Raw genomic sequence first — 26,209 nt, forward strand, 5'->3', positions numbered from 1 at the left:
AAGCTAAAAGAGCATAGGCTGCAGAACGGCAAAGTACATGCTCCGTGTATGCTATGCTGATATCAATTCGAATGATTCAGCTTTATTTGGTGTTACTCCAACAGAAGCTAGTTAGCTACAGAGTGCTAAGGCGTATTTGGCTGCTGCAAAAAGCGCTTGGGCGTGAGTCCCGTCCAGCGCTTAAATGCTCTTAAAAAGCTGGCTGGCTCGGCGTAGCCTAGTTGGCTGGCAATTGTTGCGATGGATAGACGCTGCGATGAAAGCATATCAATTGCGCGTTTTTGCTGCTGTGCATCAATAATATTGCGATAGCTAGCGCCTGCCGCATCAAGTTTTCGCCGAAGTGTTCGCTCACTCATGCCCATAATCTTTGCCAATTCACATGCCGAAGGATAACCCGACTGATAGCCCGCAATTAGAGTTTTCACCTGGGTTACCAAGTTCTGCTGAGCAGGGTAAAATGTATTGAGTAATTCGTAGGCTTGGGCTTTGTATAATTTATGGGCCCAGACATTACTGTGCTGTTGGCTGAGCCTTAGCATGGATGCTGGAATGCGAAACCAGTTGTAGGGTTGGTCAAAGCTCACATCAAAATTCAAATATTTTTTATAAGTCGCTAAATGATGTCGTTCTGGCTTGGAACGCACCGTACCTCCCACTAATACATGTGGCGCCTCTGCCAAAAACTCCCGCATAAAGATATAGGTGCCCATAAGATCTCTATCAGCAATAAAATCTCTTAACTTTCTAGGTGCATCGGGCACGGTATAGCGCACCTCAAGCCCTTGAGAGTCAAAGTGCAACGTCATGTGTGAAAAAAGCAGAGAAAGATGCTGAAATTGTGCGGCGACGCGCGCCGACTCCAAAAAAGTATCTGCGGTCATCAGCAGCATGGCGTAAGTGCCATATGAGGTAAACGACACTTGGCTACCCACCTTAACGCCTAAAATAGGATCATTAAGCAATTCAATAGCATCACCCACTATGTCTAGCTCTAAATTCGTATCAATCATTGCGGCCCCTGTAAGGTTATCTAGAGACAACCCGCGAGCAGCCAGTATTGATTGTGGGCTGCGCCCTTGTTCTTCCAACACTTTAAAAAGGGGGAGTAAACCCAAAATAGAGCGCTTTCGCTTAAACGGCTGATTAGTATCAGGGAGGCGCTTATTTTCTAATATATTTTCAAGCTCACTTAATTGAGATGTGTTGGCCGTCATTACGTTTTCAGCTTTACCTATTTCTTCATGTACACATATTGCCAGAATGGCCGTTTAGGTCAATGATTGACAGCCTGTGTCATAGTTTATGTTGTCACTGCTCTTTATTGTGAACAGTGTCGAAAATAAAAAAATCTGGTGGCACATGAAAAAAGCAGGCGAAGAACAACATATTGAGTATGAAGCACTTGACGTACTTATCGTTGGGGCTGGGATCTCTGGCTTAGGAATGAGTTATACACTTAAGAAAAAGCGCCCACACAATTCGTTTGCTGTTATCGAAAGTCGTGAGAATTTTGGTGGCACCTGGGACTTATTTAAATATCCGGGCATACGCTCAGACTCTGATATGTACACGTTTGCGTTCTCTTTTAAGCCATGGACTGACAGAGAGTACATCGCCACTGCCGAACGAATTCAACATTACCTAGGGGAATTGGTGCAAGATGAAGGTCTTAACCAGTACATCCGTTTTCAACAAAAAGTAAAAGCGGCTAATTGGGATTCAACAAAAAATCGCTGGTTAGTTACTATTTCCCGTGCAGATGGTTCCGAGTACCACATTGCCGCAAAGTTTTTTACCTGTTGCTCAGGCTATTATAATTACGATAAAGGCTACCTGCCTGATTTTGATGGGTTTAATGATTTCAAAGGCACCATCGCTCACCCTCAAAAATGGCCACAAGAACTAGATTATACTGATAAAAAAGTGATTGTTATTGGAAGTGGAGCCACCGCGGTTACCATAGTACCTGCCATGGCGAAAAAGGCAGCGCATGTGACTATGCTTCAGCGCTCTCCTAGCTATATCGTGTCTCGCCCTGCCTCTGACGTGCTGTTTCGCGTACTATCTCAAGTGTTACCTGCTGGGTTAACCAACCGAATAATGCGCCTCAAATACACTACCTTGCAGCAGATGTCCTTTGTGCTATCGAAAAAATTTCCAGACTTCGTGCGTAAAATAATACGCAAAATGAATATTAAAGACCTTGATGGCACCGCAGATGTCGACACGCATTTTAACCCAAGCTATCAGCCTTGGGATCAGCGTATGGCGCTGGTACCCGATGCAGACTTGTTTAATTCGGTGCGTACAGGTAAAAGCACCATCGTCACCGACCATATCGACCGTTTCACACCAACCGGCGTGTTAACTAAAAATGGCACGCATATCGATGCGGATATTATTGTGCCAGCCACCGGCCTCGATTTGCAGCTATGGGGCAATATCAACTTATCTGTGGATGGGCATAAAGTACACGGCAACAAACTCACTAACTACAAAGGTATGATGTTCAGTCAGCTTCCTAATTTTGTTTGGGTGTTCGGCTATACCAACTCATCGTGGACGCTCAAAGCTGAACTGACTTTTGATTATGTGTGTCGATTACTTGATTACATGGAGCAAAATGGCCACGACAGCGTTTATCCATACCGTAACCCAGACGCACCGAGAGAAAATATTGTGGGGCTCAAGTCTGGTTATATTCTGCGTAAGCTGGATGAATTACCCTCTCAAGGTTCAGAGTTTCCATGGTGTAACAAAGATTTATACGTAAAAGATTTACTTGCCATAAAGCACAGTAAGCTGGCCGATAACGTGTTGCGGTTTGACGATAATAAACCTCTGGCCGATTTTCATAAACCGGCTGCTGACGTGCACAGCTCGTGATGTCTAAGCCCTTTACACGAGAGCTCATATTTGAAGAGTGCAAACTATGAAGCACCCAAACATGCAACAGCCCAGCAGTACGCCAGAGGTTGTGCTTATTCACGGCATGTGGAGCACACCAGAGACACTGACAGAATTGAAAACGCAGTTTGAACAAAGCGGTTACCGAGTGTATTCACCCCGTTTGCCCTTTCATTTTTCAAGAGCCGAGCTGAACGATAAGGCAAAGCAAAATGCTCTTGCCCAAGCTAGTATCAACGACTATGTTGAGTCTGTATTGTCGTTTATTAACACACTAGATGCGCCTCCTATTTTGGTCGGTCATTCTATGGGAGGGTTGTTGGCGCAGCTTGTTGCAGCGCGTACCGCCGTTAATAAAATGATCTTAATTTCAAGCGCATCGCCAGCTGGCATAAACAGTTGGTCGTGGTCGGTAATACGCACGTTCGGTCATAACCTATTTACGTTTCCGCTGCACAAGAAAACGACTTACTTACTGCTTAAGAACATAAAGTACGGCATTGCTAACACCCAGTCACCCCAGGTTCAGCACGATATTTTACGCAAAGCTACATTTGAATCGGGCAGGGCATCGATGGAAATTGGCATGTGGTTCTTGTTTCGTCATCCGCCAACATTTGTCAATGCCAAAAATATACATTGCCCCATACTGTTAGTGTGCGGCGCACAAGACCGCATTACGCCCGTTTCAGTGCAGCGAAAAATTGCAAAGAAATACGGCACTCAATGTGCGGCAAAAGACTCCTCTCAAGAGGCCGTAAACGTCACATTAAAGGTTATTGATGAGGCGTGTCATTGGACTATTGGTGGAAGTCATTTACCTGCCGTTAGCAACCACATTTTTAGATGGTTAGAGAAAATACAATGAAGCAATCTCAAGCACTGACGTGGAAAAATAAGCGTATTCTTATTACTGGCGCTGGGTCGGGTATAGGCCATGCCTTGGCAACGCTATTGGCTAAATTGGGGGCCAGTCTTATCCTTACTGATATCAATAAAGAAAACCTGTCAGCAATCACTGATAAACTGGGGAATTCAGTGCTCATTGCTCAAGTCGCTGATGTAAGCGCTAAAGCAGATTGGCAAAAGCTTGCGCAGATTATTGAGAAAGACATTGGTAGTCTCGATGTGCTTGTGAACAATGCAGGGATCAGCACATTTGGCTACTTTGATGAAACGTCTGAGGCGCAATTTAACAAAGTGTTAGACGTGAATTTACATGGCGCTATAACGGGATGCAGAGAGATGATGCCGTTATTAGAAAAGTCGCAGCAAGGCCTTATCGTTAATGTGGCGTCAATTTTTGGTTTGATCACAATTCCTATGATGACACCGTATCATACATCTAAATTTGCTATCCGCGGGTTTAGTGAAGCATTGCGGCAGGATATGGCGTATCAAAAGAAAAATATTGATGTGTTGTGTGTGTTGCCGGGGGGAATTAAAACGAATATCGCTAGGTCCAGCGAAGTGTTATCTGCTCAAAGTAAAAAACAGGCTTTAGACAAACATGTGAGCACCGGCGAAGTCCAACTCAGTAATCACGCTATTAAAGACAGAATTGTGATGCATTTTGACGCTGTGGCCCGCACCTCAGCCTCAGAGGCGGCTAAGGTTATTGAAAAAGGAATGAGAAACAAGGCCCCACGTATTTTAATTGGTTCTGATGCCAAGTTAGTCCACTGGCTATACAAGTTCTTCCCAAGTAGCTACGACAAATTATTTAACCCCTTGCTGGGCATTAAGAAGCTTTTAGGCTGAGAGTTTATACGCCAATAATACTTGAGTGTTTTAGTGGGCTATTTACCTGAGTAATTTACTCAGGTATTATTCATGTACTATTCGTGCACTACCAATGCTTAAAGCAAAGCGCAAACTTGCGCAAAAAAGCATATGCATCGGCGATTTTAAAAACGAGTAGAAGGAGCAGTAAGCCTTTAATGCCTAGCATTGTTGTTCGAAAGGCGCAAACACAGTAAGTCATATATTGGGGAGAAAATGCGAAACTTAACGTCAGAAACAGTTACCCATGTCCATCACTGGAATGAATCACTATTTTCTATCAAGACTACCCGTAGCCCAAGCTATACCTTTGAAAATGGGCAGTTTGTTATGCTGGGTTTAGAAGTTGATAACAAGCCGTTGATGCGTGCTTATAGTATTGCGAGTGCCAATTATGAAGAAGAGCTTGAATTCTTCAGTATAAAAGTTCCTGACGGTGCGCTTACTTCTCGACTCAAAGACATAAAAGTGGGGGAGCAGTTGCTTCTGTCTACCAGGCCAGCGGGTACGCTTGTGGCCGACTTCTTAATTGAAGGGAAAAACCTCTTTCTTCTAGCAACAGGCACTGGGCTTGCGCCTTTTATGTCGATCATCAAGGACCCGGACATTTACGAGCGTTATGACAAAGTCATTCTAGTTCATAGTGTGCGCTACAAAAGCGAACTGGCTTACCAAGAGCAAATTTGCAACGAGCTCCCTACAAATGAATACTTCGGCGACCTTGTATCAGAGAAACTTTTGTACTTCCCTATTGTTACTCGAGAGCCGTTTAAAGATGACATTCATCAACGCAGATTAACTGAGCTACTAAAAAGTGGCGAATTATGTGCTCACTTTAATCTTTCAGCGCTTAATCTTGAAGAAGATCGTTTTATGCTGTGCGGTAACCAGTCTATGTTAGATGACACTATGGAGATACTTTCCGGTCTTGGGTTCAAAAAAGCGACATCACGAGAGAAAGGACACTTCGTTATTGAGCACGCCTTTTTAGAGTAAGGTGGTGCTTGTGGTAACCAGTGTTGCTGCTGACGTTCGATGATGTCCACCTGCGACGTCCTTTATAGGCAGTCTTAATCAGGCTCATTGCACCCTCTTTTGTAATCAATTTGTGGTCGGGCGGCGACACAGGCATACTGGTTATTCAACGATAATAACGAGGAACGTCCATGAGAGCCGCTACCACTGCTTTGTCACTCCTTGCCACTCTGGCATTCAGTCCACTTACGTTAGCCCAAGCGCCTATTTCTATTTCTGCTGAGCTTGAGAAAAAAGTTATTGAGTGGCGTCGAGACCTTCACCAACATCCCGAGCTAAGTAACCGAGAATTTAGGACGTCAAAAGTCCTTGCCGAACATCTCAATACGTTAGGTATGAAGGTAGAAACGGGTGTTGCTCATACCGGAGTCATTGGAGTGTTAGAAGGTGGGCGGCCTGGCCCTGTCATTGCAATGCGCGCAGACATGGACGCGCTACCTGTTGTAGAAAAAGCCGACGTACCGTTTAAATCTGAAGCCAAATCGGAATACCGAGGTAAAGAAGTAGGGGTAATGCATGCCTGCGGTCATGACCTGCATATGTCGATGCTGATGGGAGCGGCTGAGAAGCTCGCTAGCATGAAAGACGAGCTTAAAGGCACCGTCGTATTTATCTTTCAGCCTGCCGAAGAAGGCGCGCCTAAAGGCGAGGAAGGCGGCGCAGAGCTGATGCTGAAAGAGGGGCTTTTTGATCGTTATAAACCGGAAGCTGTTTTTGGTATACACGTATGGTCAGCAGGTATTGCCGGACATATTGGTTACCGAGAAGGGCCGCTTATGGCATCGTCAGATCGATTTGAAATAACCGTTAAAGGTAAGCAAACTCATGGCTCTAGGCCGTGGGGCGGCGTAGATCCTATTGTCGCCGCCGGTCAGATTATTGGCAGTACTCAGACGGTTATTAGCCGTCAAGTCAATATAACTAAAGCGCCAGCGGTGGTGAGTTTTGGCATTGTAGACGGAGGAATTCGCAACAACATTATCCCAGATGAAGTTTACTTAGAGGGCACTATTCGCAATTTCGATATGGATAATCGTGCTCAAATCTTTGAAAACTTAACCACCACTGCACAAATGACAGCAAAAGCCACCGGCGCTGAGGCACACGTGCACATTGACGAGGGCTACCCGGTTACCATTAACAATGTTGAACTTACTAAACAAATGCTGCCCACTATGGAGCGTGTTGCGGGTAAAGATAAGGTGCATGTGAACGACCTTGTTACTGGCGCAGAAGATTTTTCTTTTTTTGCCCTTGAAGTACCAGGTCTATTTGTATTTCTAGGGGTTACGCCTGAGGGGCAAGATGCAAAGTCAGCACCCAGCAACCACTCTCCTTATTTTTATGCTGATGAGTCTTCGCTCAAAATCGGTACTGAGCTCTACGTGAACTGGGCGTTAGACTACAGTGAGTTGTAACGCGGGTGTAGCCCGCGTTAATGTTGCATTACTAAGACAATTATATTTTTTCAACTACACTTAAATTAGAGCTGATTTTCGATTAATACGCCCTCGACAAGGCAAACTGCTTGTCGACAAGGTTTGGCTAATCATAAGGAAGTAGAATGGCTTTGAATAAAAACCACGTAAATACATTAGGTACAGACTGCGCATCTGCTGAGGCTCGTTTTCTTAAGCTCATTAGTGCGTTACCTAAAGTATCGGTTCAAGGCTACGACAAAGAGCGGCGTGTTATTTACTGGAATGCGTCTAGCGAAGATATTTATGGTTACACTCAAGAAGAAGCGCTAGGAAAGCGTCTTGAAAATCTTATCATCCCAACAATAATGCGAGACGAAGTGGTATCCGCTCATGAGAAATGGCTGTCAGAAGGCGTTTCTATTCCAAGCGGTGAACTTGCACTTCAGCGCAAAAATGGCGATGCCGTTCATGTTTTCTCATCCCACGTTATGCTCAGTGAGCACACCGATTCACCAGAAATGTATTGTGTCGACATTGATTTAAGCGAACAGCACGCCATACGCTGCGAGCTAGAAAAGCTTGCCACAACAGATTTACTCACAGGCCTTCCCAATAGGCGCTATCTTGAGATGGCAATAAAAGAGCGAGTTGAAAAAGCCGAGCGTAATTCAACATCAATGGCAGTCTTTTTTATCGACCTCGATATGTTTAAAGATATCAATGATACCTTAGGTCATACGTGGGGCGATAAGCTGCTAAAGTCCTTTGCCGATAGACTCAAAGAGTGTGTGGGTGAAGGGGCTTTCTTGGCCCGTTTTGGTGGTGATGAGTTTGTCGTGCTCATCGACGATATCGACCACAATGAACCGTTAAAAGGTTTAGCTGAAGAAATGGTTGATTGCTGCAAAGAAAGCTTTTCTCTGGGGACAGAAAACGTGTTTGTCACGTCCAGTGTTGGTGTGAGTCTTTTTCCTAATGATGGCACAGAGGTTGATACATTACTTAAAAATGCCGATGCTGCTATGTATGAAGCAAAAGAGCAGGGGAGAAACCGCTACAGCATCTTCAGTAACGATTTAAGCGTACTGCTGCATCAACAAAGAAACATCGCATCTCGATTGAGAGGTTCTGTGGAGAACGATGAGTTTACGTTGCTCTACCAGCCACAGGTAGACTTGAGAAGTGGCAATATCATTTCCTGTGAAGCGCTGCTTCGCTGGACTCCTGAGATTACTGAACACAGCGTGCCACCAGATATATTCATCCCTATTGCCGAGCGTACAGATTTAATTATCTCTATTGGCTCTTGGGTAATGGAGAAAGCGTGTGAACAAGCACGAGCGTGGCGCAATATAGGTATTGAAATTTGTATTCACATTAATGTGTCGGGCAGAGAGTTAGAGCAAGATGGTTTTTTTGAGCGTCTAGCCCGATGCCGTGAAAAGTATGCTTTACCCCCTGAAGCCATTGGACTTGAGCTAACTGAAAATATGCTAATAAAATCAGATGAACAAGTATTGTTAGGCTTGCAAAAGCAGCGTGCAATGGGTGTAGAGGTGTCTATCGACGATTTCGGAACAGGTTATTCCTCACTTAGCTACTTAAAGCGTTTTCCTGTGAGTCACTTAAAAATTGATCGCAGTTTTCTCGAAAATGCGCCTGAGAGTGATTACGATGGTGCATTGATGGAGGCTATCGTACATTTGGGACACAAGCTCAATCTTAAAATTGTTGTCGAGGGCATAGAAACACAAACCCAACTTACCTACTGTCAGCGCCTTGGGGCGGAATGCGCCCAAGGCTACCTATTTGCCAAACCGCTTGCCGCTTCTGTTATCCAAAAGCGGCTAGAGTGCCAACAATAGGTCTGCAAGCGCTAGTAGACAGTCCACAGGGCGGGTTTAGAGAAGTAATAACCTTGCTGATGAATAATATCTAAGTTATTCAACGCCACCGATTCGGCCTCATTTTCAACTTTCTCTGCAATAACTTTTATGTTCAGGCTACGAGCAATATTTAAGAGGCTGCTTACGAAAAGCTGGTTGTCTTTGTTGGTGTGAATACTTTCGGTAAGACGCCCAGATAATTTTACATATGCAGGCTGAATTGCTCGTAACCCAGATAGCGAAGCAAAGTTGTCACCAAAATGTTCAACGGTTATGCGACAGCCCAACTGCGTTACCCGCTTACAAAATGAAATGGCTTCCTCGTTGTAATGAATAAGGGCTGCATCTTGAATTTCGAAAATAATGCGGTGGCACAATGCTTCATGTTCAGATAACTGCTGGATTAACCACTCTCGAAATTCTGTATTTGCTATGGAGGCATTCGAAATGTTAATAGCAACTTGATGTGACGTTACTTTTAGCTTTTTAAATACAATACTGGTTACCAGCTTATCTACCTGCGGGAGAAGGTCGAGGCGTTCAGAGGCTGGAATAAGCTGTGACATTGGAATAACGTCGTTAGTTTGCTTGTCTTTGAAGCGAGCAAATGTTTCGTAATACGAAGGGGTATTGCGTTCTAAGTTCATAACCGGCTGAATCAATATGTCGGCGTACTGCTGTGAAACTACATATTCAAGGCGTTGACGCCATTGCGAATTGCTGTGAACTTGCGCGATATCTGACGCAAATTGCCACCCCTGAGGCCTTTTTGTTGCGGCCATGAGAGCGCTATCTGCACTTTCCATAATTTCTTTCATCGACATACTATTAGTAAATTGTGCTACGCCAATCCATGCGGCTTTGTTGCCGTCGCGAAGCGGGTTGATGGTAGTACAGCTTTTACTTATCAATGCCAAGTTCTCTTCGTGCACCTCTTTGGGTTGTACTTCGCTAATAATGGCAAAGTCACCGCCCGAAATTCTAAAAACAAAGGCTCCGTTAAAATCATCTTGGCCTGCTTTTTTTAATACATCAGCAACACCACACACATAATTGTCGCCCGCCAACATGCCAAGCTTGTGATTGATAGTGGTAAGCTGAGCTAGTCGTACAAGTGTCAGTGAATGCTCTTTCGGGCCTGCTATACCACTAATAAGGGCCTTCATATGTCTGTCGAAAGCATTTCTATTAGCGATTTTAGTCAGCGTGTCTTTACTGGCCACAGATTTGAACTGCTCTGCTTGACGCGTCAATTCTTGAAACTTACTTTCTAATGCAAGGGACAGGTTGTTGGCCGCACTGACAAGATACCGAAAGTCAGCGGTGGCAGATTTTATTGAAGATGGCGTGAAATCGTTGTTTTGTATTTCATTGAGCTTCTTAGTGACTTTACTCAAAGGGCGCGTGGCAAAGTTTGCTATGACCATAACAGCGATTACCGAGAGCAGATAAACCGCCACGCAAAAAACTGCAATTTTAAGTAGCTGTTGCCACAGAAAGTGGTAGTGCGTTTTAGGGCTGCTTGTTACTTTAACAACCGTTGACGTTGAACCAATAGCTGCCTGTGTCTGTGCAACAGGGAGTTCGATAACACCGGATAATATGCTTTTTGAAGATGACTCACTTGCGCTTTCTTTTTTAACCAGCTCAATACCGTCAGTGTTCTCTATGCTAATAGTGGAAAGCTTTTCGCTGGATAATGCAGTAGTTAAAATAGATGATACTAAACTGTCTTCAGAAAGTTGATTTTCATCTACCTCAGAGCGCTGCAGAGGACTCTGCCGTGAAAGTAACGCTGATAGCTGGCTAGCAAGTTGTGATGCTGTTTTTTGTGCTAAGGCATTTGCAGAGCGCTCAACGTGCGTTTTGGTTTGATATACCTCAATTGATCCTGCGCCAACTCCGGCCAACAGTATAATAAAGAAGAGGCCCAAATTAATTTGAGTAGATAATTTCATTTTATTTTGTGCACTCCCTATTGCTTACCGGTTCTAAAAGGCCACTTATCCCTTTGATTATATTAGCATGATATCAGCAAGATGCCCCATCAGGTAGTTTATTTATTGCTCAAGCGTTTAACGTAAGATAGTGGCCGTCGCATGTTGTTTCCAGTTAGCGTAAGAGCCTATCGAATTCAGTCGCCTTTTACCTCGGGATGTTTTTCAGCTTTGCTTTCATTTAGTTTTGCACCTGCACCTTTATTGACTTCAGAAGCTGCCTCAGCGCTAGAAAATGAATCGGCATGATCTTTAGGAGGTGGTGTCCAGCCTTTCATTTTTGAATGCGTATCGTGAAGGCCAGTACTTAGGGCTTCACCTATCAAAGATTCTAATTCAATAAAAAGCTTAAGGTAATTATTGTCAATACGCTCGCCGCTTGCATCGTCAAGCCATGCATTGTAAAGCACGTCGTTTTGCTGATCTTCAATATCTTTATAGGCCATTTTTTGTCGCTCAACCTGAGACGGATGAGAGTGAAGAGAGCGAAGTGCATGAGCCCCCATTTCAAGCGCAGAGTGGTAAGTTTCAGATACCACATAGTGTGCACCCAATTGACGCAGTCGATAGCCGTGACCGCGGTCAAAAGCCCGAGCTAAAATTTGCATCTTTGGGTAAGCGTGCCTTGCATATTTCACCATTTCTGCTGCGGTTTCCTTATTATCAATGGCAATAATAAGCAACGAGGCCTCCTCTGCCCCCGCAGTGTGCAAGATATCCGGTTTTGAGGCATCTCCAAAATACGCTTTAGTACCTATCTTACGAATAAGTTCTACCTGCTCTGCGCGTATATCCAATACCACGGTGTGAACATCATTTGCTACGAGCAATCGGTTGATGATTTGCCCGAAGCGACCAATGCCTGCAATGATCACGGTGCCTTTATCGTCAATAGTGTCTTCTTTATTTTGCCTACCGCTTCGCTGATAACGAGGGAGAATGACTTTCTCAAAGAAGATAAATAACCCTGGCGTTAGGAACATGGAAAGGGCTACCACTAGAGATAAAATGGCAATAATATCTTGCGGCAATACATAGTTTTGAGAAGCAAAACTAAGAAGTACAAAACCAAACTCACCGGCTTGAGCCAGACTAAGTGTTAGCAGCCATTTGCTGCTGCCTTTAAAAGAAAATATAAGCGAAATAGCAAACAGAACTGCCGCTTTTAAAACAATCACCGATAACGTTAATGCAATAATTAATAGGGTATTTGATGCGAATACTGAAAAATTAATGCCAGCGCCTACAGTAATAAAAAACAAACCAAGAAGCAGCCCTTTGAATGGCTCTATATTAGCCTCTAGCTCGTGGCGAAATTCGCTATTAGCCAGTACTACACCCGCTAAAAAGGCACCTAAGGCTGGCGATAACCCCACCAAGCCCATCAACGCTGCAATACCGATAACAAGCATTAATGCTGTTGCAGTAAATATCTCCCGCAAACCTGATGAGGAAACGAACTTAAATAACGGACGGCTAAGGTAATGTCCCCCTACGGTCACAAAAGCCACCGAGCCAATAATCACTAAACCATAAGCCCAAGGTGCTAATTCATTCACAAGATTAAAGCTGTCTGAGTGGGCGGCATCGCCGGAAGCGTCTGCTGCACTGGCAACTAACTCCGGCAGTGCCAGCAAAGGAATAAGCGCCAGCATAGGAATTACAGCAATGTCTTGAAATAGCAAAACGGAAAAGGCACCTTTTCCGCCTTCGGTTTTTTGCAACCCCTTTTCTTGAAAGGTTTGTAGGACGATGGCTGTGGACGACAGGGCAAAAATGAGACCTATAGTAAGGGAAATACTAAAGGGTTGCTCAAACAGCATGGCAATTACTGTAATAAGCGCCGTGGTTATTCCTAACTGAAGCCCGCCAAGTCCGATAAGCCGAGACTTCATTGCCCACAGCGATTTAGGCTCAAGTTCTAACCCGACAAGAAATAGCATCATAACAACACCGAATTCGGCAAAATGCTGAATGGTGGTAGTTTCATCGCCTACTAGCCCTAATGTGGGCCCTATAATGAGTCCGGCTATTAAATAACCTAATACACTGCCTAACCCCAGACGCTTTGCTATGGGGACAGCAATAACGGCGGCAGCTAAATAAATGAAAATATAAAGAAAGTAGGCAGTCATTTATTCACTAGTCCCATTTATGGTTAAGTCAGCGAGATTTTCTATGTGTTTTGCTCGGTCCAAATCAATGTTTTCTGTAGCAAGGGCATTCAAAAGTGTTTTCCACTTTTCCCTATGCGTCGAAATTCTGTCCTCTCGAGATGCTGAACGAGAGCCAAAAAGCGCAAAAGGCGCTAAATATTCCATATTAGTAATGCGTGCCATTTGTTCGAGAGGTTGCAGCAGCTGACGTATAGTAAAATGATTAAATCCATCGGTCTGATAGGCTTCTTCTTTCCCTCCTGCGCTGATGGCACAAAAAAAGAGTTTATCTTTTAATGCAGTACCACCCTTACCATAAGCAAACCCGTATTCAAGCACCAAGTCTTGATACTCCTTTAATATAGAAGGTGTGGAATACCAGTACAGCGGGTACTGAAAAATAATGACATCATGATTTACCAGTCGCTCCTGCTCTTTAATCACGTTGATATTGAAGTCGGGATATTCGGCATAAACATCAACAGCCGTTACATTTGCTAACTGCTGTGCGTCTTCAAATAAAAAAATGTTCACTTCAGATTGTTGGGGCACAGGGTGAGCAAACAGCACAAGAATACGTTTAGTGCTATTCGCTAAGGCTGATGTTGGATAACTATCGTTTTTCATTTATTCATTCCTGTGCTCCAAGTAAGTCGGCCATGTAAACAGGCTGAATAAGCCAAGTAACTTAAGCAATACGTTTTCTGAATTTTAGGTGGCGTATAAATCAATTAAATAAATTGTGATACGGTCCACAAAATTGCTACTTTAGTCGTAGACTATAGGTAATTCGCAACTTTAGACACCTGCGAAGCGCTAAATCAACAGAACTATTGCCATGAAGCCATTATTACAAAGCTAATTTTAAGAAGCTAATTTCAAACGGCTAGTTTTGCGAAGCTAACACTAGAGGGCAAGGAATGCATTTTTTTATAGTGAGGGATGTACATGATCGATAAAACCTTTGAATATTGTGCTGTGGGGTTAGCTCACGTGAGTCCGCATGGAACCTTTGTCAAAGTAAACCAGAAGCTATGTGATTTTTTAGGTTACGAGCGACATATACTCAAAAATATGACGTTTCAGGAAATAACAGTTGCCGAATATCTTCATACTGACCTTTCCAACCTTGAACAATTACTTGATGGAAAAATTGATAGCTATACCATGGAGAAGCAATACCTTCGAAAAGACGGCGTGGCGGTATGGGGAAAGTTAACGGTCTCCTTAGTGAGAGATGCTAACGACAATCCTGATTTTTTCATCTCGGTAGTCGAAGACATCGATGAGAAAAAGCGAATAGAGGGCGAGTTATTTCAGGTTGAGGCGCTGTTTAGTAAGATTGTTAATGAATTTTCTTCCCGCACGTTTATTTGGGTAGCTAGCCCTGATATTAAAACAATGCATTATCTCAACGATGGTTATCAGCGCATTTTCGGGCGCAGTGAATATGAGCTGTACGCTAAGCCATTAGCATTCATCGACCACGTGCATGAAGATGATAAACCCAAAGTTCTCGAAGTATTTAATCAACGCCCTCTGAAAAATTGGGAGCTTCAATATCGTATTTATGATGTTAGCGGCCAAATTCATTATCTACATGATAGAGGCAGCCTCATTTATGATTCGAAAGAGCAACAAACCCTCATTTTGGGAGCGGCTGACGATATAACCAAAGAGAAAGAGCAGCAGCAGGCACTAGAGCGAGCGGTTAACGAACTCGCTGTTCTGTCTCAGACCGATTCGCTAACGGGTCTTATTAATCGCCGAGAAATATTGAAGCAACTTTCTAAAGAAGTTGAGCGGATGAAAAGAGAACGCCACGTTTCCACCTTGGTGTACATTGACTTAAACGAGTTTAAACAAATAAACGATAATTACGGCCACAAAGTGGGGGACAAAGCGCTACAAGTCTTTTCGGAAAAAATGCAGACCATGTTACGAGATACAGACAGAATGGGTCGCATTGGCGGTGATGAATTTGTTGTGCTGCTTTACGGCACTAAAGAGAAGGAAGTAGAGCGTTTTTTTGCTCGTATTGATGAACTCGCGTTTGTCGTATTAGCTCAAGACAATACCTGTATTCCTATTCGCTATACCGCAGGCTGGAAAGAATGGAGCGACGAGTTATCGTCGGTACAGGAATGGCTTGATGCTGCAGATCGCGCTATGTACACCGTAAAGAAAAAGCCCCATGGGAATGAGGTCATGTAGATAAACGAGCATTCTTAAATTGTTAGCGCTGTGCAAACCAGCGCGCAATGTCCTGGCGCTCTTTTTCAGTCATGCCTGTTTTATTCATAAAGGGCATATCTTTTGTAACCGAAGTTCGCCTCACTATTTGCGGTGCATAGCGCTCTATGTCTTGCCATGTATCTAGTATTACCCCCACAGGCGCAACGTTAAAAATGTCGTCGGTTGGGTTACGCGAGTGACAGCTAACGCAGTGTTTATTTATTAGGCCCTCTACGTGCTCGTCACTTATCGATGCGGTTCCTGTAGGTAACGAGTCACTGCCTGTATTTGAAGTGGCTTGATTTAAAACAGCCCCATTTGTATCGATAGACGCTGTTTGCTTTGATTCAGCAGAGCTTTTTGCAGATTTCACGGCTGTAGCTTGAGGCCATGAAACCCACAAAGTTATGGCCAGCATAGCGATAGTGCCGGTAACGAGTATGCTTGGTTTAGTTTGCCCTTTATGACGTAAATTGAAGAAGTGTCTTATCCACGCTGCCGCTATCATAATAGCAATAAGCACTAGGTAGTTGTGCTGATGTTGATAGGTCATGGGGTAGTGGTTAGAAATCATGATAAACAGCAAGGGAAGCGTAAAGTAGTTATTGTGCAGTGAACGTAGTTTTGCACTTGCTCCCCACTGTGGGTCGATGTTTTTTTTTCCTGCCACGGCAGCGACCATTTTGCGCTGATTAGGCATAATGTTGAGAAATACATTACCTGCCATGATAGTGCCAATAAGCGCACCCACGTGAATGTAAGCGCCTCGGCCGCTAAACCACTGGGTAGCGAAAAAGGTGACAACACAAATGAGTGTAACAAGGCAAACACCAAAGGCAACGGGGTAGTTTGCAAGTCGGCTTCGACAGGCAAGTTCATATAGTGCTAAGCCGCCAAAGATAAGCCCTAAACCTAGGCCGATGGCGACAGTCGGTGAAATGGCATTTACCCGAGGGTCGATAAGGTAAGCTGACGCGCCAAAATAATACACTATAATCAATAGGGCAAAGCCAGAAAGCCAGGTCGTATAGGCTTCCCACTTAAACCAATGCAGGGTAGTTGGCATTTGCTCAGGGCCATAGGCATACTTAGCCACTTCGTAAAAGCCGCCTCCGTGTATCGCCCACAAATCACCTTTTATCCCTTTATCCACTTTCCATTGTGCAGGTGCACGAAGGTTATTATCTAGCCAGATAAAATAGAAAGATGCACCAATCCACGCTACGCCAGCGATAACGTGAAACCATCGAACAAATAAACTAAACCAGTCAAGCCAAGGCATGTTGATTCTCCTTTTTATTGTAACAACATTGACCGCTGATCCAGGTTTGCTCAATCATGCGGTCATCGCCAAGAATACTGAGAGCGAAAAACACATCTTCAAAAGCGGCGTTTTCACTAATTCGCAATGTGGTGAGTTCGTCAAACCGTGGTTCAACAATAATAAAATCTGCCGTAGTGTTGGGGTTTAAATTTCCAATCTCGTCATCTAACTGGTGTGCAGCTGCAGCGCCCTGAGTCATTAAGTAAAAGCCTTCGAAGGGGCTTATAGGGGCATTGCGAAGTTGACTCACTTTGTAGGCATCACCGTAGGTTTTAAACATATTAAATGTGGTACCTGCGCCCACATCGGTGGCCAAGGCAACATGCACGTTATTCGCTTTTGCCTGCTCCATATTAAAAAGGCCACTGCCTAAAAACAGGTTTGAGGTAGGGCAAAACGCCAAGGTGGCATTTGCTTCGCCTAACCTCACCCATTCGTCCTGATTAAGGTGAATACCGTGCCCAAAAACCGAACGTTCTCTCACAAGGTGGTGTTTGTCGTAAACATCCAGGTAGCCATCGGCATGTGGAAAAAGTGAATTTACCCATGCAATTTCATCGCGGTTTTCTGAAAGATGCGTTTGTATAAAAACGTCTTTATATTGCGTTGCCAATTCGCCAAGCGCCGCTAACTGAGCATCACTGCTTGTTGGTGCAAACCGCGGCGTGAGCGCATATTTATTGCGTCCCTTATTGTGCCACTGGTCAATTAAGTCGGCACTTTCACGCTGTGCGATTTCTGTTGTATCTTGCAGCTGTGCAGGGCAGTTGCGGTCCATGCACACTTTGCCCGCCACAATCGCCATGTTGATGTCGTTGGCTGCGCTAAATAACGCCTGGCAACTCGACGCGTGCACGGTGGTAAAAACAAATCCAGTAGTTGTGCCGTTTCTAAGGAGCTGATTGACAAATACCTTAGCGATATTTTTGGCGTGTTCTTCATCGGCAAAGGCCATTTCCGCTGGGAACGTGTAGTTTTCTAGCCAGCTTAGAAGCTGATCGCCATAGTTGGCAATGCTCTGTGTTTGCGGATAATGCAGGTGACTGTCTATCAACCCGGGTAATATCCATTTGCCCGAATGATCACTGATAGCGGCATCGGGATATTTCTGAACGACAGTGGCGTAGTCACCGATATCGCGAATTATGCTGTCTTCTATCACTAGCGCACCGTCGGTGAATATCTCGATGTTTTCTTTATATGAGCGTTCATAAAAGCGCTTGTCTATGCGCTCATCAGCACTCTTGTTGGCAGGCTTACTCTTCGGGTAATGCGCAATACTTGCGCGAAGTAACTGCTTTCTTTTCGGCACTACAGTATTTGACGCTGTCGCTTTTAAAGGTGACTTTTTTAAAGAGCCAGCTTCTGAAATTAAAGAATTTAACGGCATTAAATCTAGCTGCCCCTGTAACTGCTGAAACCAAACGGTGATATAAGAAGGGGAACGTGGTAGTGCCCACCTTGTTGCTCTAGCTCAAAGGTAATATCGATATGAGGATAAAAACTTTTGCCGTGATTCTCCTTTAGAAACGGCTGACAGTGAAAACGCAACGTATAGATCCCAGGCTTAAAACCTGATGCGCTATTCTCTGCCCAGCCATTAAAGCGGCCATCGTCATTAGTTACTCCCTCAGCCTTATCGCCATTTGGGTATGTAAGGGTTAATGGTATGCCCTTGGCGGGTTTTCCCAATGTGGTATCGAGTACATGACTTGATAGTGTATTCATAATTAATCCTGTTTAGCTCAGCGCTTTGTTTAGTCGAAGAAGGGTGATCTTTAATTGCTCGTCCGCGGCAATGCTAATCTCTTCTTCTGTGCTGTTGGGAAGTCGTTTTTTGAGCGCATTCAACATAGTTTCGGCCGCTAGCCCGGTAGCGCAAATGATGAAAATAAAGCCGTGTTTATTAAGATACGCAATATTCTCATTTTTTAATTCATGAAGGGTTTCTTCGGAGGCTGTGTGTGCACCAGATTGTTCACCTGCGGCTATGGCTTTTGTATTTTCAAACTTCTTACGAAGCGACTCTATATTGCCAATCATGGGATGCGCTTTGAATGCGGCTAATACATCGTCTCTATCACAGGCAGCCCAGGCTGTTTTTGCCTGACCCTCGACAGCATTGATATCTGCATACGGACGAGCATTGACCATACTATTAACCCATGTAGTAGCGGCGCAGCATTGTTCAAACCACTCAGCTGCCTTTGCCTCTTCTAGACTATTTAGCTCATCGAATGTCATTAGTTTTCTCTTTTTTGCCGGCTGTATTTTCTGCATTGGCTGTTGCCGTGGCGATTTTATCGGCACTTGTATTGGCTCTTGTACGGGCACTTGTACCGGCTCTTATATTAGTCGCTGCCCTGATAGTGGTGAACGTAGATGCACTATCAGCTGTTTGAGTACTGTCTTTGTCTGATTGGCAGTGTAACAGCGCAATCAATTGGGCGCTTATAGAAACTGCCACCTCAATAGGCCGTTTTCCCGGAATCGATGGGTTGCCAATTGGAGTATGAAGCCGCGCCAAAGCTGCTTCGTCAAAACCACGATGAGACAGCTTAGTGATAAATCGTTTGGCTTTGGTTTGTGACCCAATAAGACCAACAAACGGAAGCGATGGATATTTTAGTGCTTGCTCCGTAATTCGATAATCTAATTGGTGGTCATGGGTAAGGATAACCAGCCATGTACCGGGGGCTAATTGGGCAACCTCAGTTTCAGGCTCTTGCTCAACAACAATGTTCACATTATCTGGCAAATCGCTGGAATTAAGCGCCGAAGTATCAGCGTTATTTATTCCATTGTTGCTGAAAAGTGACTCACGGCTGTCTATCCACGTAATTTTCACAGGTAGCTGCGAAAGTATAGGCACCAGCGCTTTTGCAACGTGACCCGCGCCAAATACGGCGATGTGCTGCTGGTAGCTATTACACACATCAAATAGCACTTTTACCGCGCCCCCGCAGCATTGCCCTAATTTACTGCTTAGTGGGTAGCTGCGCAGCTCAGTGAGAGGTTGATTGCTTAAAAGAAACTCTCGCGCCGTTGCGATGGCGTGGTGCTCTAAGTGCCCACCGCCAATAGTATCGATGCTCTCAGAGGCGGTAACGACCATTTTGCTGCCAGTTTCCCTTGGCGCTGAGCCTGCAACGCTGACAACGGTAACCAATACGTACGACACATTGTGCTGTTGGCATTGGGCTATCCCTTCATGCCACGTTTTTGCGCGCCAAGTAAGATTCTGCATTAGGCCTCCGACGCTTTATTTAATTCAGCGGCTAAATCTGTGGGTGAGGTTACAGCGTGCCCTTGCATTTCAGTAATTGCATTGAGCACTCTTTCTGGTGTGGCTGGAGTATCAAGCTGTGGGTCAATAGTGTAATCAGATAAGCTAGCAATGGCGTCTTTAAGTGCACACCATACTGAAATTGCCAACATAAAAGGAGGCTCGCCAACTGCTTTAGAGTGATAAATACTGTCCTCGGCGTTTTCTTTGCCATACAGCTCAACGTTAAATGTCGCAGGCGTATCGCCGATGGCAGGTATCTTATAGGTCGCCATATTTTCGCTAATAAGCTTTCCACTCTCGTTCCATTTTAAGTCTTCGGTGGTGAGCCAGCCCATTCCCTGAATAAACGCACCTTCTATCTGTCCAATATCGATAGCCGGATTAAGGCTATTTCCTACGTCGTGAATAATGTCTACCCGATCTACGGTGTATTCGCCGGTTAAGGTATCAACGGATACCTCGGACATAGAGACGCCATAGGCAAAATAGAAAAAGGGACGGCCTTCGCCCGTATCTCGGTTGTAGGCAAGTTTTGGCGTTTGATAAAAACCGCTTGTCGATAGCGATACGCGCTCAAAGTAGGCGGCTTGAATAAGGTCGGGAAACGTTATCTTTTCATCGCCCAACACCACGTGTCCATTTTCAAAAGTCACTTGCTCTGCAGATTCATCTTGCCCTAGTTTTTTCGCAAAACATGCTGCTAAGCGTTCTTTAAGTGTAATACAGGCGTTTTGAACTGCTTTTCCGTTAAGGTCTGTGCCACTTGATGCCGCGGTAGGGGATGTGTTCGGTACTTTATCAGTACGTGTAGAGGTTACCTCAATCATGGACAAGTCGATACCAAACTCGTTGGCTGCAATTTGGCCTATCTTGGTGTGCAGGCCTTGGCCCATCTCTGTACCACCGTGGTTAACTTGTATGCTGCCATCGGTATAAATATGCACGAGAGCGCCGGCCTGATTAAGGTGCTTGGCGGTAAAGGAAATACCAAACTTCACTGGTGTTAAGGCCAGCCCTTTTTTAACGACTGGGCTATTGCTATTAAACGTAGCGGTATCTTCTCGTCGCTGCCAGTAGTTTGCTTTGCGCTCAAGGGCGTCAATCATTTCAGGAAGCAGGTTGTGTTCTACTTCCATACCGTAAGGTGTTTTGGTGCCCGTTGATGCACCATAGAGGTTTCTTTTTCGCACTATCAATGGGTCTATGCCGGCATGACGAGCAATTTTATCCATCATAGCTTCTGCCATGATCATGCCCTGAGGGCCGCCAAAACCTCGGTAAGCGGTATGTGATACCATATTGGTTTGCAGCCGATGGCCTACAATATCGCTGTCGCCTAAAAAGTATCCGTTGTCGACATGAAACATGGCTCTATCAACAATAGCGTCAGAAAGGTCCGGCGAATGTCCACAGATACCGTTTACTTCCATGCGTGTCGCCATAATTTTACCACTGTCGTCAAACGCTACGTCAAAGGTGTTATTAAACGGGTGGCGCTTACCCGTTACGTGCATATCAACAAAACGGGGTAGCCTTAATTTTACCGCTCGCTGATTTCTGTGTGCCAATAGCGCGGCAATACAGGCCCATTGAGCAGCCTGTGTTTCTTTACCGCCGAACCCACCACCCATTCTGCGCATATCTACCATGACATGGTGAAGGCGCACATCAAGCACTTCAGCAACAAGCTTTTGCACTTCACTAGGGTGCTGACTTGAGGTGTAAATATCCATGCGGTTTTCTTCGCAAGGTACGGCAAGACTCACTTGCCCCTCAAGATACATATGCTCTTGACCGCCTATATCTAACGTACCGCTTACGGTGTTCTCAGCATTCTGCATGATGTTGTCAGGATTACCCTGACCAAAACGGTGTGAAGGGCGTACAAATGCACTGTGTTGGTGAGCCTCTTGTGCGTTAAGAATAGCCGTTTCGCCGTCTACCGTAACAATGCCTTTAAGGGCGGCTCGGCGGGCTGCAAATACTGAGGTGGCTAACACTGCAAACACAGGTTGCCCACAGAATTTTATTTCGCCATCGGCAAGTAACGGGTCGCCCTTAAAAACTGGCCCTATATCTTTATGGCCTGGCACGTCGTCTATGGTTACTACGTCTATAACGCCTTCGCTTGCGCGAACCGCGCTTAAGTCTATTGCTGTAATTTTACCCCTTGCGCACTGGCTAAGCCCAACCGCGGCGTAAAGGGTACCTTGGGGTTCAGTAATATCATCAACGTAATTTGCAGAGCCTTGCACTTGGCGAATGGCGCTCTCATGTTTTTGCGACGTGTGAATACGGCCTGATGGCTGGTCCGTTGACGACAAGGCGTGAGACGACTGTTCAATAGAAAGTGAATCGATGAGTTTACGCATGGTTCATCACTCGTGTCGTTATTGTTGTGTCTGATTGATTTTCCAACCAAAACCGATGCCATAAATTTGCTAGCACAGTCTTGCGGTACTCTGCTGTCGCGCGAACATCATCAATAGGCGTAAACGCATTCATCAACACTGTTTTTCCTAGGTCTACGCATGCTTTACTTGAGAAGTTCTTGCCCACCAGCGCATCATGCAATGCGTTGCAGCTTGCGGGGGTTGCAGCGACGCCGCCAAACCCCGCATCGACTTGCTCAATAATACCTTGGTTAATAGTAACGTTAAAAACGGCGCATACTGCTGATATGTCGTCTTCAAAACGTTTCGATATCTTATACGCGGCAAGACGCTGATTTGCGCTCAGAAAGGGAATTTCAATGGCAGCAATCCATTCATCACTTTTTAGAGCGGTTTCTCTGTAGCCCACAAAAAACTCTGTTACAGGAATTGAACGTTTTTGTGTTCCGTTATCGACCAAAATTGCTGCGTTAAGCGCAATCAATGCGGGCGGCATATCGCCAATGGGAGATGCGTTAGCAATATTACCCCCCAAAGTTGCCTGATTTCTGATTGGCAGTGATGCAAATCGAGTGATCAACTCTGCCAGCTGCGAAAAGTATTTTAACAGCGCTTGCGTGATGTCCTTGATGGGATTGGCTGCACCAATAATGAGAGAATGCGACGTTGTGGTGCACACTTTTAGTTCATCCATCTGCGATAAACTTATTAGCGTATCGATATTTTTTAACTGCTGGGTAAAGGTTAAACTTAAATCGGTACTACCGGAAACTAACCTAGCCGCTGGATTGTCTTTTATCGCCTTTGCTAAAGATTTACGATGTCGAGGCATGATTAGGTTCCTAGTGCCCACATAATCACCACCCATATAATCACCACCCATATAATCACCGCCTACACTATCTCTCGTAGCTATCGCCTTTAAGGTGCTTAATGTTGAAGACGTATTGCGCGTAAACCCGTCATCAGCTTGCTGTTCACAGACTGCTAGTGTTGCGTCAATAATGGGGCGATAGCCGGTGCAGCGACACAAGTTACCCGATAGGGCATGAAGTACATCGTCTCTATTCGGCGAGCTGTTTGTATTATAAAGCGCGAAAATTGACATAATAAAGCCGGGTGTACAAAAACCACATTGTGAACCGTGATGATCAACAAGGGCCTGTTGCACCGGGTGCAAAGTAGCGCCATTACTTAGGTGTTCAACAAAAATAAGTTGTTTAGCATGCACCGCGCTCATAAGCGTTATACAGCTATTTACGGTTCTGTAATGAAGCGCTGAAAAATCGGCGTTGGGCTCGGCAAGAACAACGGTGCAAGCACCGCAATCACCTGCGGCGCAGCCTTCTTTTGTACCGGTTTTATGTCGGTACTCACGTATGAATTGAAGCAGCGTAAGATCGGCTCTTACGTCCTCTATCTCAACACTTTCTTGGTTAATGAGGAAGCGAATCATACGTACACCTTGTTGTTGTTTTCATAATATTTTCCCACTAGCTGTATTTATCGCAAACACGGCTTCTTATACGCTTTTTAGTAAGGCCGGCTTTTCAACAAAAACTGCCTTTAAATACAGCTCCCCTTAATATAGCTGTCTTTTTAGTAAAAAAGTAGACCATGTGGTCAATTTTTTGCGTATAAAAAAAGCCAGACTAAGGCGCACTAGTTATTGGCTATAATTATTCGGTTTGAGGCAATTTTTAGTTAGTAATATCTGCGCTTTTCGACAAGTGCTTGATAAAAGCGTAGCTATGAATGCAAGGTAATTGCAGCAAGATTCATGCTAGTTTGGTGCTAGCTTGAAGAGAATGGTCGATACGGCACTGAAATAGTGGGCGCTCTAACGTAAAGCGACAGGCTACAAAATGCAAGCGGGTTAATACACTGGCAGTTATATAGGGCTATTTTTGTTTCGAGCTATCAATAATTTATAGCGAGCTGCGTCTGTCTATATAGTTCTACAAGGTGTTTTTTGGGCTGATATTTGCTTAGGACTACCGTTAATTCATGCTACCGTAAGCCTATCAAAGTACAAAAATTCACAGTAACATTTATGTCGTTAGGCTACGTGCGTTATCGGAATGTGCGCTAGCGGTGTACATTGATGACGTAAATTGCGCTTGCATAATGTTTTGCAAAGGAAATAAATAATAATGATAAAGGTAAGAAGCTCCGAGGCGGGAGTTGGGGCTGCTAATAGAAGAAAAATACTTCAGGCTGCTGAAAAGTGCTTCGCTCAATTTGGTTTTAAAGGTACTGCTGTACAGAAAATAGCTGACGAAGCAGGTCTACCGAAGACCAACGTTCTCTACTATTTTAAAACTAAGCAAGACCTCTACGTAGCGGTATTAGAAGAAACATTGTCGCTGTGGAACTCTCATTTCGATAAGGCGACAGTAGAGGACGACCCTGCTGATGTATTATCAGTATACATCGCTGAAAAGATGGAAGTTTCTCGTCTCCACCCATTGGCCTCAAAGATATTTGCAATGGAAATTATCAACGGCGCTCAAAACCTAAGCGGTTACTTTGATGAAGAGCATGCGCGTTGGATGGAAGGGCGAGTAGCGCTTATAAACGCATGGATAAATGCTGGCAAGCTTAGACAGTTGAACCCTGAGTATTTACTCTACAGTATCTGGGCGAGTACTCAGCACTATGCTGATTTTTCTGCGCAAATTACTCGTTTGCGAGGTAAAAAAATGAATAAAGCCGATTTTGAGCAAGCGACAAAAGAGGTCGTGCATCTCGTGCTTGGCGGTTGCGGTTTGTCAGTACCTAAAGAGTTTACACAATAGCATATGACCACATCTACTTACCCTCGAGATCTCATTGGTTACGGGCAGCATGCACCGAAAGCAAACTGGCCAGGTAATGCCAAAATTGCCCTGCAGTTTGTCATTAATTATGAAGAAGGCGGTGAAAACTGTGTGCTTCATGGGGACGAATCATCTGAAGTTTTTCTATCGGAAATAATTGGTGCTCAAGCGTATCAAGACCGCCATCTTAGTATGGAATCACTATACGAATACGGAAGCAGGGCCGGGTTTTGGCGTTTGCATCGACTATTTACTCAGCAAGATATTCCTGTAACGGTGTTTGGCGTTACCATGGCAATGCAGCGCCACCCTGAAGCGGTTAAGGCAATGCTAGACGCTGGCTGGGAGATTGCCAGCCACGGGATGCGCTGGGTTCATTATCAGGATATGAGTGAAGAGCAAGAGCGCAAGGAAATTGACGACGCAATTGTTTTGCACGAGCAATTAACCGGCAAAAAGCCTGTTGGTTGGTATACCGGTCGCACAAGTCCTAATACGCTAAAGCTTATTGCTGAGCGAGACGACATTCTTTACTGCGCCGATTCTTATGCCGATGACTTGCCGTATTTCGACCACCACTACAGCAAACCCTTGCTGATGGTGCCATACACGTTAGATACCAATGACATGCGCTTTGCTTCACCCCAGGGCTTTAACAGCGGTGAGCAGTTTTTTACCTATCTAAAAGATGCTTTCGACGTGTTGTGGGAAGAGGGCAGTGACTCCCCCAAAATGCTGTCCATTGGTTTGCATAATCGAATTATCGGGCGCCCGGCTAGACTGGCAGCGTTAAAACGGTTTATTGAATACGTGAAATCCCATGACAAGGTATGGATTGCCACTAGAGAGGATATTGCAAAGCACTGGCTCAGTGAGCACCCAGACACCTCTGAGTAAGCAAGCCCATAGATTCGACAAAACGCCATATGACGGTGAGTGATATGGCTAAAACTTGTGTGGCA

20 protein-coding genes are annotated in these 26,209 nt (G+C 44.8%); 9 read left to right on the forward strand and 11 right to left on the reverse strand.

Features of this window, described 5'->3' with window-relative positions; all coding sequences use genetic code 11:
• Positions 1–125: 125 nt before the first annotated feature.
• Positions 126–1,217: a helix-turn-helix domain-containing protein gene (locus V7R39_RS04555; RefSeq protein WP_334028625.1), complete on the reverse strand. Its 1,092-nt coding sequence runs from the start codon at positions 1,215–1,217 to the stop codon at positions 126–128.
• A gap of 145 nt (positions 1,218–1,362) precedes the next feature.
• On the opposite strand from V7R39_RS04555, the gene V7R39_RS04560 reads away from it, so the two are divergent.
• The 6 genes from V7R39_RS04560 to V7R39_RS04585 all read left to right on the forward strand — a co-directional run bounded on the left by V7R39_RS04560 (position 1,363) and on the right by V7R39_RS04585 (position 9,013).
• Complete coding sequence (locus tag V7R39_RS04560) at positions 1,363–2,889, forward strand: flavin-containing monooxygenase (RefSeq protein ID WP_334028628.1); 1,527 nt, start codon at positions 1,363–1,365, stop codon at positions 2,887–2,889.
• Between the two features lie 46 nt (positions 2,890–2,935).
• On the forward strand, positions 2,936–3,778 hold the full coding sequence (locus tag V7R39_RS04565) for an alpha/beta hydrolase (RefSeq protein WP_334028630.1): 843 nt from the start codon (positions 2,936–2,938) through the stop codon (positions 3,776–3,778).
• A complete protein-coding gene (locus V7R39_RS04570) occupies positions 3,775–4,671 on the forward strand; it encodes an SDR family NAD(P)-dependent oxidoreductase (RefSeq protein ID WP_334028632.1) in 897 nt (298 codons plus the stop codon). The genes V7R39_RS04565 and V7R39_RS04570 overlap by 4 nt, the downstream gene beginning before the upstream one ends.
• Before the next feature lie 237 nt (positions 4,672–4,908).
• Positions 4,909–5,688, forward strand: coding sequence for a ferredoxin--NADP reductase (locus tag V7R39_RS04575; RefSeq protein WP_334028635.1), 780 nt, complete (start codon positions 4,909–4,911; stop codon positions 5,686–5,688).
• A 170-nt stretch (positions 5,689–5,858) separates the two neighbouring features.
• The gene (locus V7R39_RS04580; RefSeq protein WP_334028637.1) at positions 5,859–7,145 is read left to right on the forward strand and encodes an amidohydrolase; all 1,287 of its coding nucleotides are present in this window, start codon (positions 5,859–5,861) and stop codon (positions 7,143–7,145) included.
• A gap of 146 nt (positions 7,146–7,291) precedes the next feature.
• Complete coding sequence (locus V7R39_RS04585) at positions 7,292–9,013, forward strand: sensor domain-containing protein (RefSeq protein WP_334028639.1); 1,722 nt, start codon at positions 7,292–7,294, stop codon at positions 9,011–9,013.
• Between the two features lie 11 nt (positions 9,014–9,024).
• On the opposite strand, the gene V7R39_RS04590 is transcribed toward V7R39_RS04585, so the two are convergent.
• The 3 genes from V7R39_RS04590 to V7R39_RS04600 all read right to left on the reverse strand — a co-directional run bounded on the left by V7R39_RS04590 (position 9,025) and on the right by V7R39_RS04600 (position 13,814).
• The gene (locus V7R39_RS04590; RefSeq protein WP_334028641.1) at positions 9,025–10,992 is read right to left on the reverse strand and encodes an EAL domain-containing protein; all 1,968 of its coding nucleotides are present in this window, start codon (positions 10,990–10,992) and stop codon (positions 9,025–9,027) included.
• Positions 10,993–11,168: 176 nt separating this feature from the next.
• Entirely contained in the window at positions 11,169–13,166 is a 1,998-nt protein-coding gene (locus V7R39_RS04595; RefSeq protein WP_334028643.1) for a monovalent cation:proton antiporter-2 (CPA2) family protein, read from the reverse strand.
• A complete protein-coding gene (locus V7R39_RS04600) occupies positions 13,167–13,814 on the reverse strand; it encodes an NAD(P)H-dependent oxidoreductase (protein ID WP_334028644.1) in 648 nt (215 codons plus the stop codon).
• 321 nt (positions 13,815–14,135) lie between these two features.
• On the opposite strand from V7R39_RS04600, the gene V7R39_RS04605 reads away from it, so the two are divergent.
• Entirely contained in the window at positions 14,136–15,401 is a 1,266-nt protein-coding gene (locus tag V7R39_RS04605; protein WP_334028646.1) for a diguanylate cyclase, read from the forward strand.
• 22 nt (positions 15,402–15,423) lie between these two features.
• Here V7R39_RS04605 and V7R39_RS04610 read toward each other — a convergent pair whose 3' ends face one another.
• From V7R39_RS04610 to xdhA, 7 genes are read right to left on the reverse strand one after another with little or no spacing between them, the layout of a single operon-like run.
• Positions 15,424–16,704 carry a urate hydroxylase PuuD gene (locus V7R39_RS04610; RefSeq protein WP_334028648.1) on the reverse strand — a complete coding sequence of 427 codons (1,281 nt, stop codon included), beginning with the start codon at positions 16,702–16,704 and terminating at the stop codon, positions 15,424–15,426.
• Positions 16,691–18,136, reverse strand: a complete 1,446-nt coding sequence (guaD, locus tag V7R39_RS04615) for a guanine deaminase (protein WP_334028651.1) — start codon at positions 18,134–18,136, stop codon at positions 16,691–16,693. Before guaD ends, V7R39_RS04610 begins: the two co-directional genes overlap by 14 nt.
• A gap of 5 nt (positions 18,137–18,141) precedes the next feature.
• Positions 18,142–18,474 (reverse strand): hydroxyisourate hydrolase, encoded by a 333-nt coding sequence (gene uraH / locus V7R39_RS04620; RefSeq protein ID WP_334028653.1) that lies wholly within the window; start codon positions 18,472–18,474, stop codon positions 18,142–18,144.
• A gap of 12 nt (positions 18,475–18,486) precedes the next feature.
• The gene (uraD, locus tag V7R39_RS04625; RefSeq protein ID WP_334028655.1) at positions 18,487–18,990 is read right to left on the reverse strand and encodes a 2-oxo-4-hydroxy-4-carboxy-5-ureidoimidazoline decarboxylase; all 504 of its coding nucleotides are present in this window, start codon (positions 18,988–18,990) and stop codon (positions 18,487–18,489) included.
• Positions 18,977–19,993, reverse strand: coding sequence for a xanthine dehydrogenase accessory protein XdhC (gene xdhC / locus V7R39_RS04630; RefSeq protein ID WP_334028657.1), 1,017 nt, complete (start codon positions 19,991–19,993; stop codon positions 18,977–18,979). Before xdhC ends, uraD begins: the two co-directional genes overlap by 14 nt.
• Positions 19,993–22,407: a xanthine dehydrogenase molybdopterin binding subunit gene (xdhB, locus tag V7R39_RS04635; protein ID WP_334028659.1), complete on the reverse strand. Its 2,415-nt coding sequence runs from the start codon at positions 22,405–22,407 to the stop codon at positions 19,993–19,995. The genes xdhC and xdhB overlap by 1 nt, the downstream gene beginning before the upstream one ends.
• Positions 22,400–23,884, reverse strand: coding sequence for a xanthine dehydrogenase small subunit (gene xdhA, locus V7R39_RS04640; RefSeq protein ID WP_334028661.1), 1,485 nt, complete (start codon positions 23,882–23,884; stop codon positions 22,400–22,402). The genes xdhB and xdhA overlap by 8 nt, the downstream gene beginning before the upstream one ends.
• 697 nt (positions 23,885–24,581) lie before the next feature.
• Here xdhA and V7R39_RS04645 point away from each other — a divergent pair.
• On the forward strand, positions 24,582–25,226 hold the full coding sequence (locus V7R39_RS04645; protein WP_334028663.1) for a TetR family transcriptional regulator C-terminal domain-containing protein: 645 nt from the start codon (positions 24,582–24,584) through the stop codon (positions 25,224–25,226).
• Positions 25,227–25,229: 3 nt separating this feature from the next.
• On the forward strand, positions 25,230–26,144 hold the full coding sequence (puuE, locus tag V7R39_RS04650) for an allantoinase PuuE (RefSeq protein WP_334028665.1): 915 nt from the start codon (positions 25,230–25,232) through the stop codon (positions 26,142–26,144).
• Positions 26,145–26,209 lie beyond the last annotated feature (65 nt).

The organism is Alteromonas sp. P256 (assembly GCF_036864455.1).
Classification (GTDB): domain Bacteria; phylum Pseudomonadota; class Gammaproteobacteria; order Enterobacterales; family Alteromonadaceae; genus Alteromonas.

What these genes read in the sequence shown, in the direction of transcription:
- puuE (WP_334028665.1), top strand. Translation starts at nt 25,230, where the DNA reads ATGACCACATCTACTTACCCTCGAGATCTCATTGGTTACGGGCAGCAT.
- V7R39_RS04645 (WP_334028663.1), top strand. Translation starts at nt 24,582, where the DNA reads ATGATAAAGGTAAGAAGCTCCGAGGCGGGAGTTGGGGCTGCTAATAGA.
- V7R39_RS04580 (WP_334028637.1), top strand. Translation starts at nt 5,859, where the DNA reads ATGAGAGCCGCTACCACTGCTTTGTCACTCCTTGCCACTCTGGCATTC.
- xdhB (WP_334028659.1), bottom strand. Translation starts at nt 22,407, where the DNA reads ATGCGTAAACTCATCGATTCACTTTCTATTGAACAGTCGTCTCACGCC.
- V7R39_RS04565 (WP_334028630.1), top strand. Translation starts at nt 2,936, where the DNA reads ATGAAGCACCCAAACATGCAACAGCCCAGCAGTACGCCAGAGGTTGTG.
- uraH (WP_334028653.1), bottom strand. Translation starts at nt 18,474, where the DNA reads ATGAATACACTATCAAGTCATGTACTCGATACCACATTGGGAAAACCC.
- guaD (WP_334028651.1), bottom strand. Translation starts at nt 18,136, where the DNA reads ATGCCGTTAAATTCTTTAATTTCAGAAGCTGGCTCTTTAAAAAAGTCA.
- V7R39_RS04600 (WP_334028644.1), bottom strand. Translation starts at nt 13,814, where the DNA reads ATGAAAAACGATAGTTATCCAACATCAGCCTTAGCGAATAGCACTAAA.
- uraD (WP_334028655.1), bottom strand. Translation starts at nt 18,990, where the DNA reads ATGACATTCGATGAGCTAAATAGTCTAGAAGAGGCAAAGGCAGCTGAG.
- V7R39_RS04575 (WP_334028635.1), top strand. Translation starts at nt 4,909, where the DNA reads ATGCGAAACTTAACGTCAGAAACAGTTACCCATGTCCATCACTGGAAT.
- V7R39_RS04605 (WP_334028646.1), top strand. Translation starts at nt 14,136, where the DNA reads ATGATCGATAAAACCTTTGAATATTGTGCTGTGGGGTTAGCTCACGTG.
- V7R39_RS04595 (WP_334028643.1), bottom strand. Translation starts at nt 13,166, where the DNA reads ATGACTGCCTACTTTCTTTATATTTTCATTTATTTAGCTGCCGCCGTT.
- xdhC (WP_334028657.1), bottom strand. Translation starts at nt 19,993, where the DNA reads ATGCAGAATCTTACTTGGCGCGCAAAAACGTGGCATGAAGGGATAGCC.
- V7R39_RS04610 (WP_334028648.1), bottom strand. Translation starts at nt 16,704, where the DNA reads ATGCCTTGGCTTGACTGGTTTAGTTTATTTGTTCGATGGTTTCACGTT.
- V7R39_RS04585 (WP_334028639.1), top strand. Translation starts at nt 7,292, where the DNA reads ATGGCTTTGAATAAAAACCACGTAAATACATTAGGTACAGACTGCGCA.
- V7R39_RS04570 (WP_334028632.1), top strand. Translation starts at nt 3,775, where the DNA reads ATGAAGCAATCTCAAGCACTGACGTGGAAAAATAAGCGTATTCTTATT.
- xdhA (WP_334028661.1), bottom strand. Translation starts at nt 23,884, where the DNA reads ATGATTCGCTTCCTCATTAACCAAGAAAGTGTTGAGATAGAGGACGTA.
- V7R39_RS04590 (WP_334028641.1), bottom strand. Translation starts at nt 10,992, where the DNA reads ATGAAATTATCTACTCAAATTAATTTGGGCCTCTTCTTTATTATACTG.
- V7R39_RS04555 (WP_334028625.1), bottom strand. Translation starts at nt 1,217, where the DNA reads ATGACGGCCAACACATCTCAATTAAGTGAGCTTGAAAATATATTAGAA.
- V7R39_RS04560 (WP_334028628.1), top strand. Translation starts at nt 1,363, where the DNA reads ATGAAAAAAGCAGGCGAAGAACAACATATTGAGTATGAAGCACTTGAC.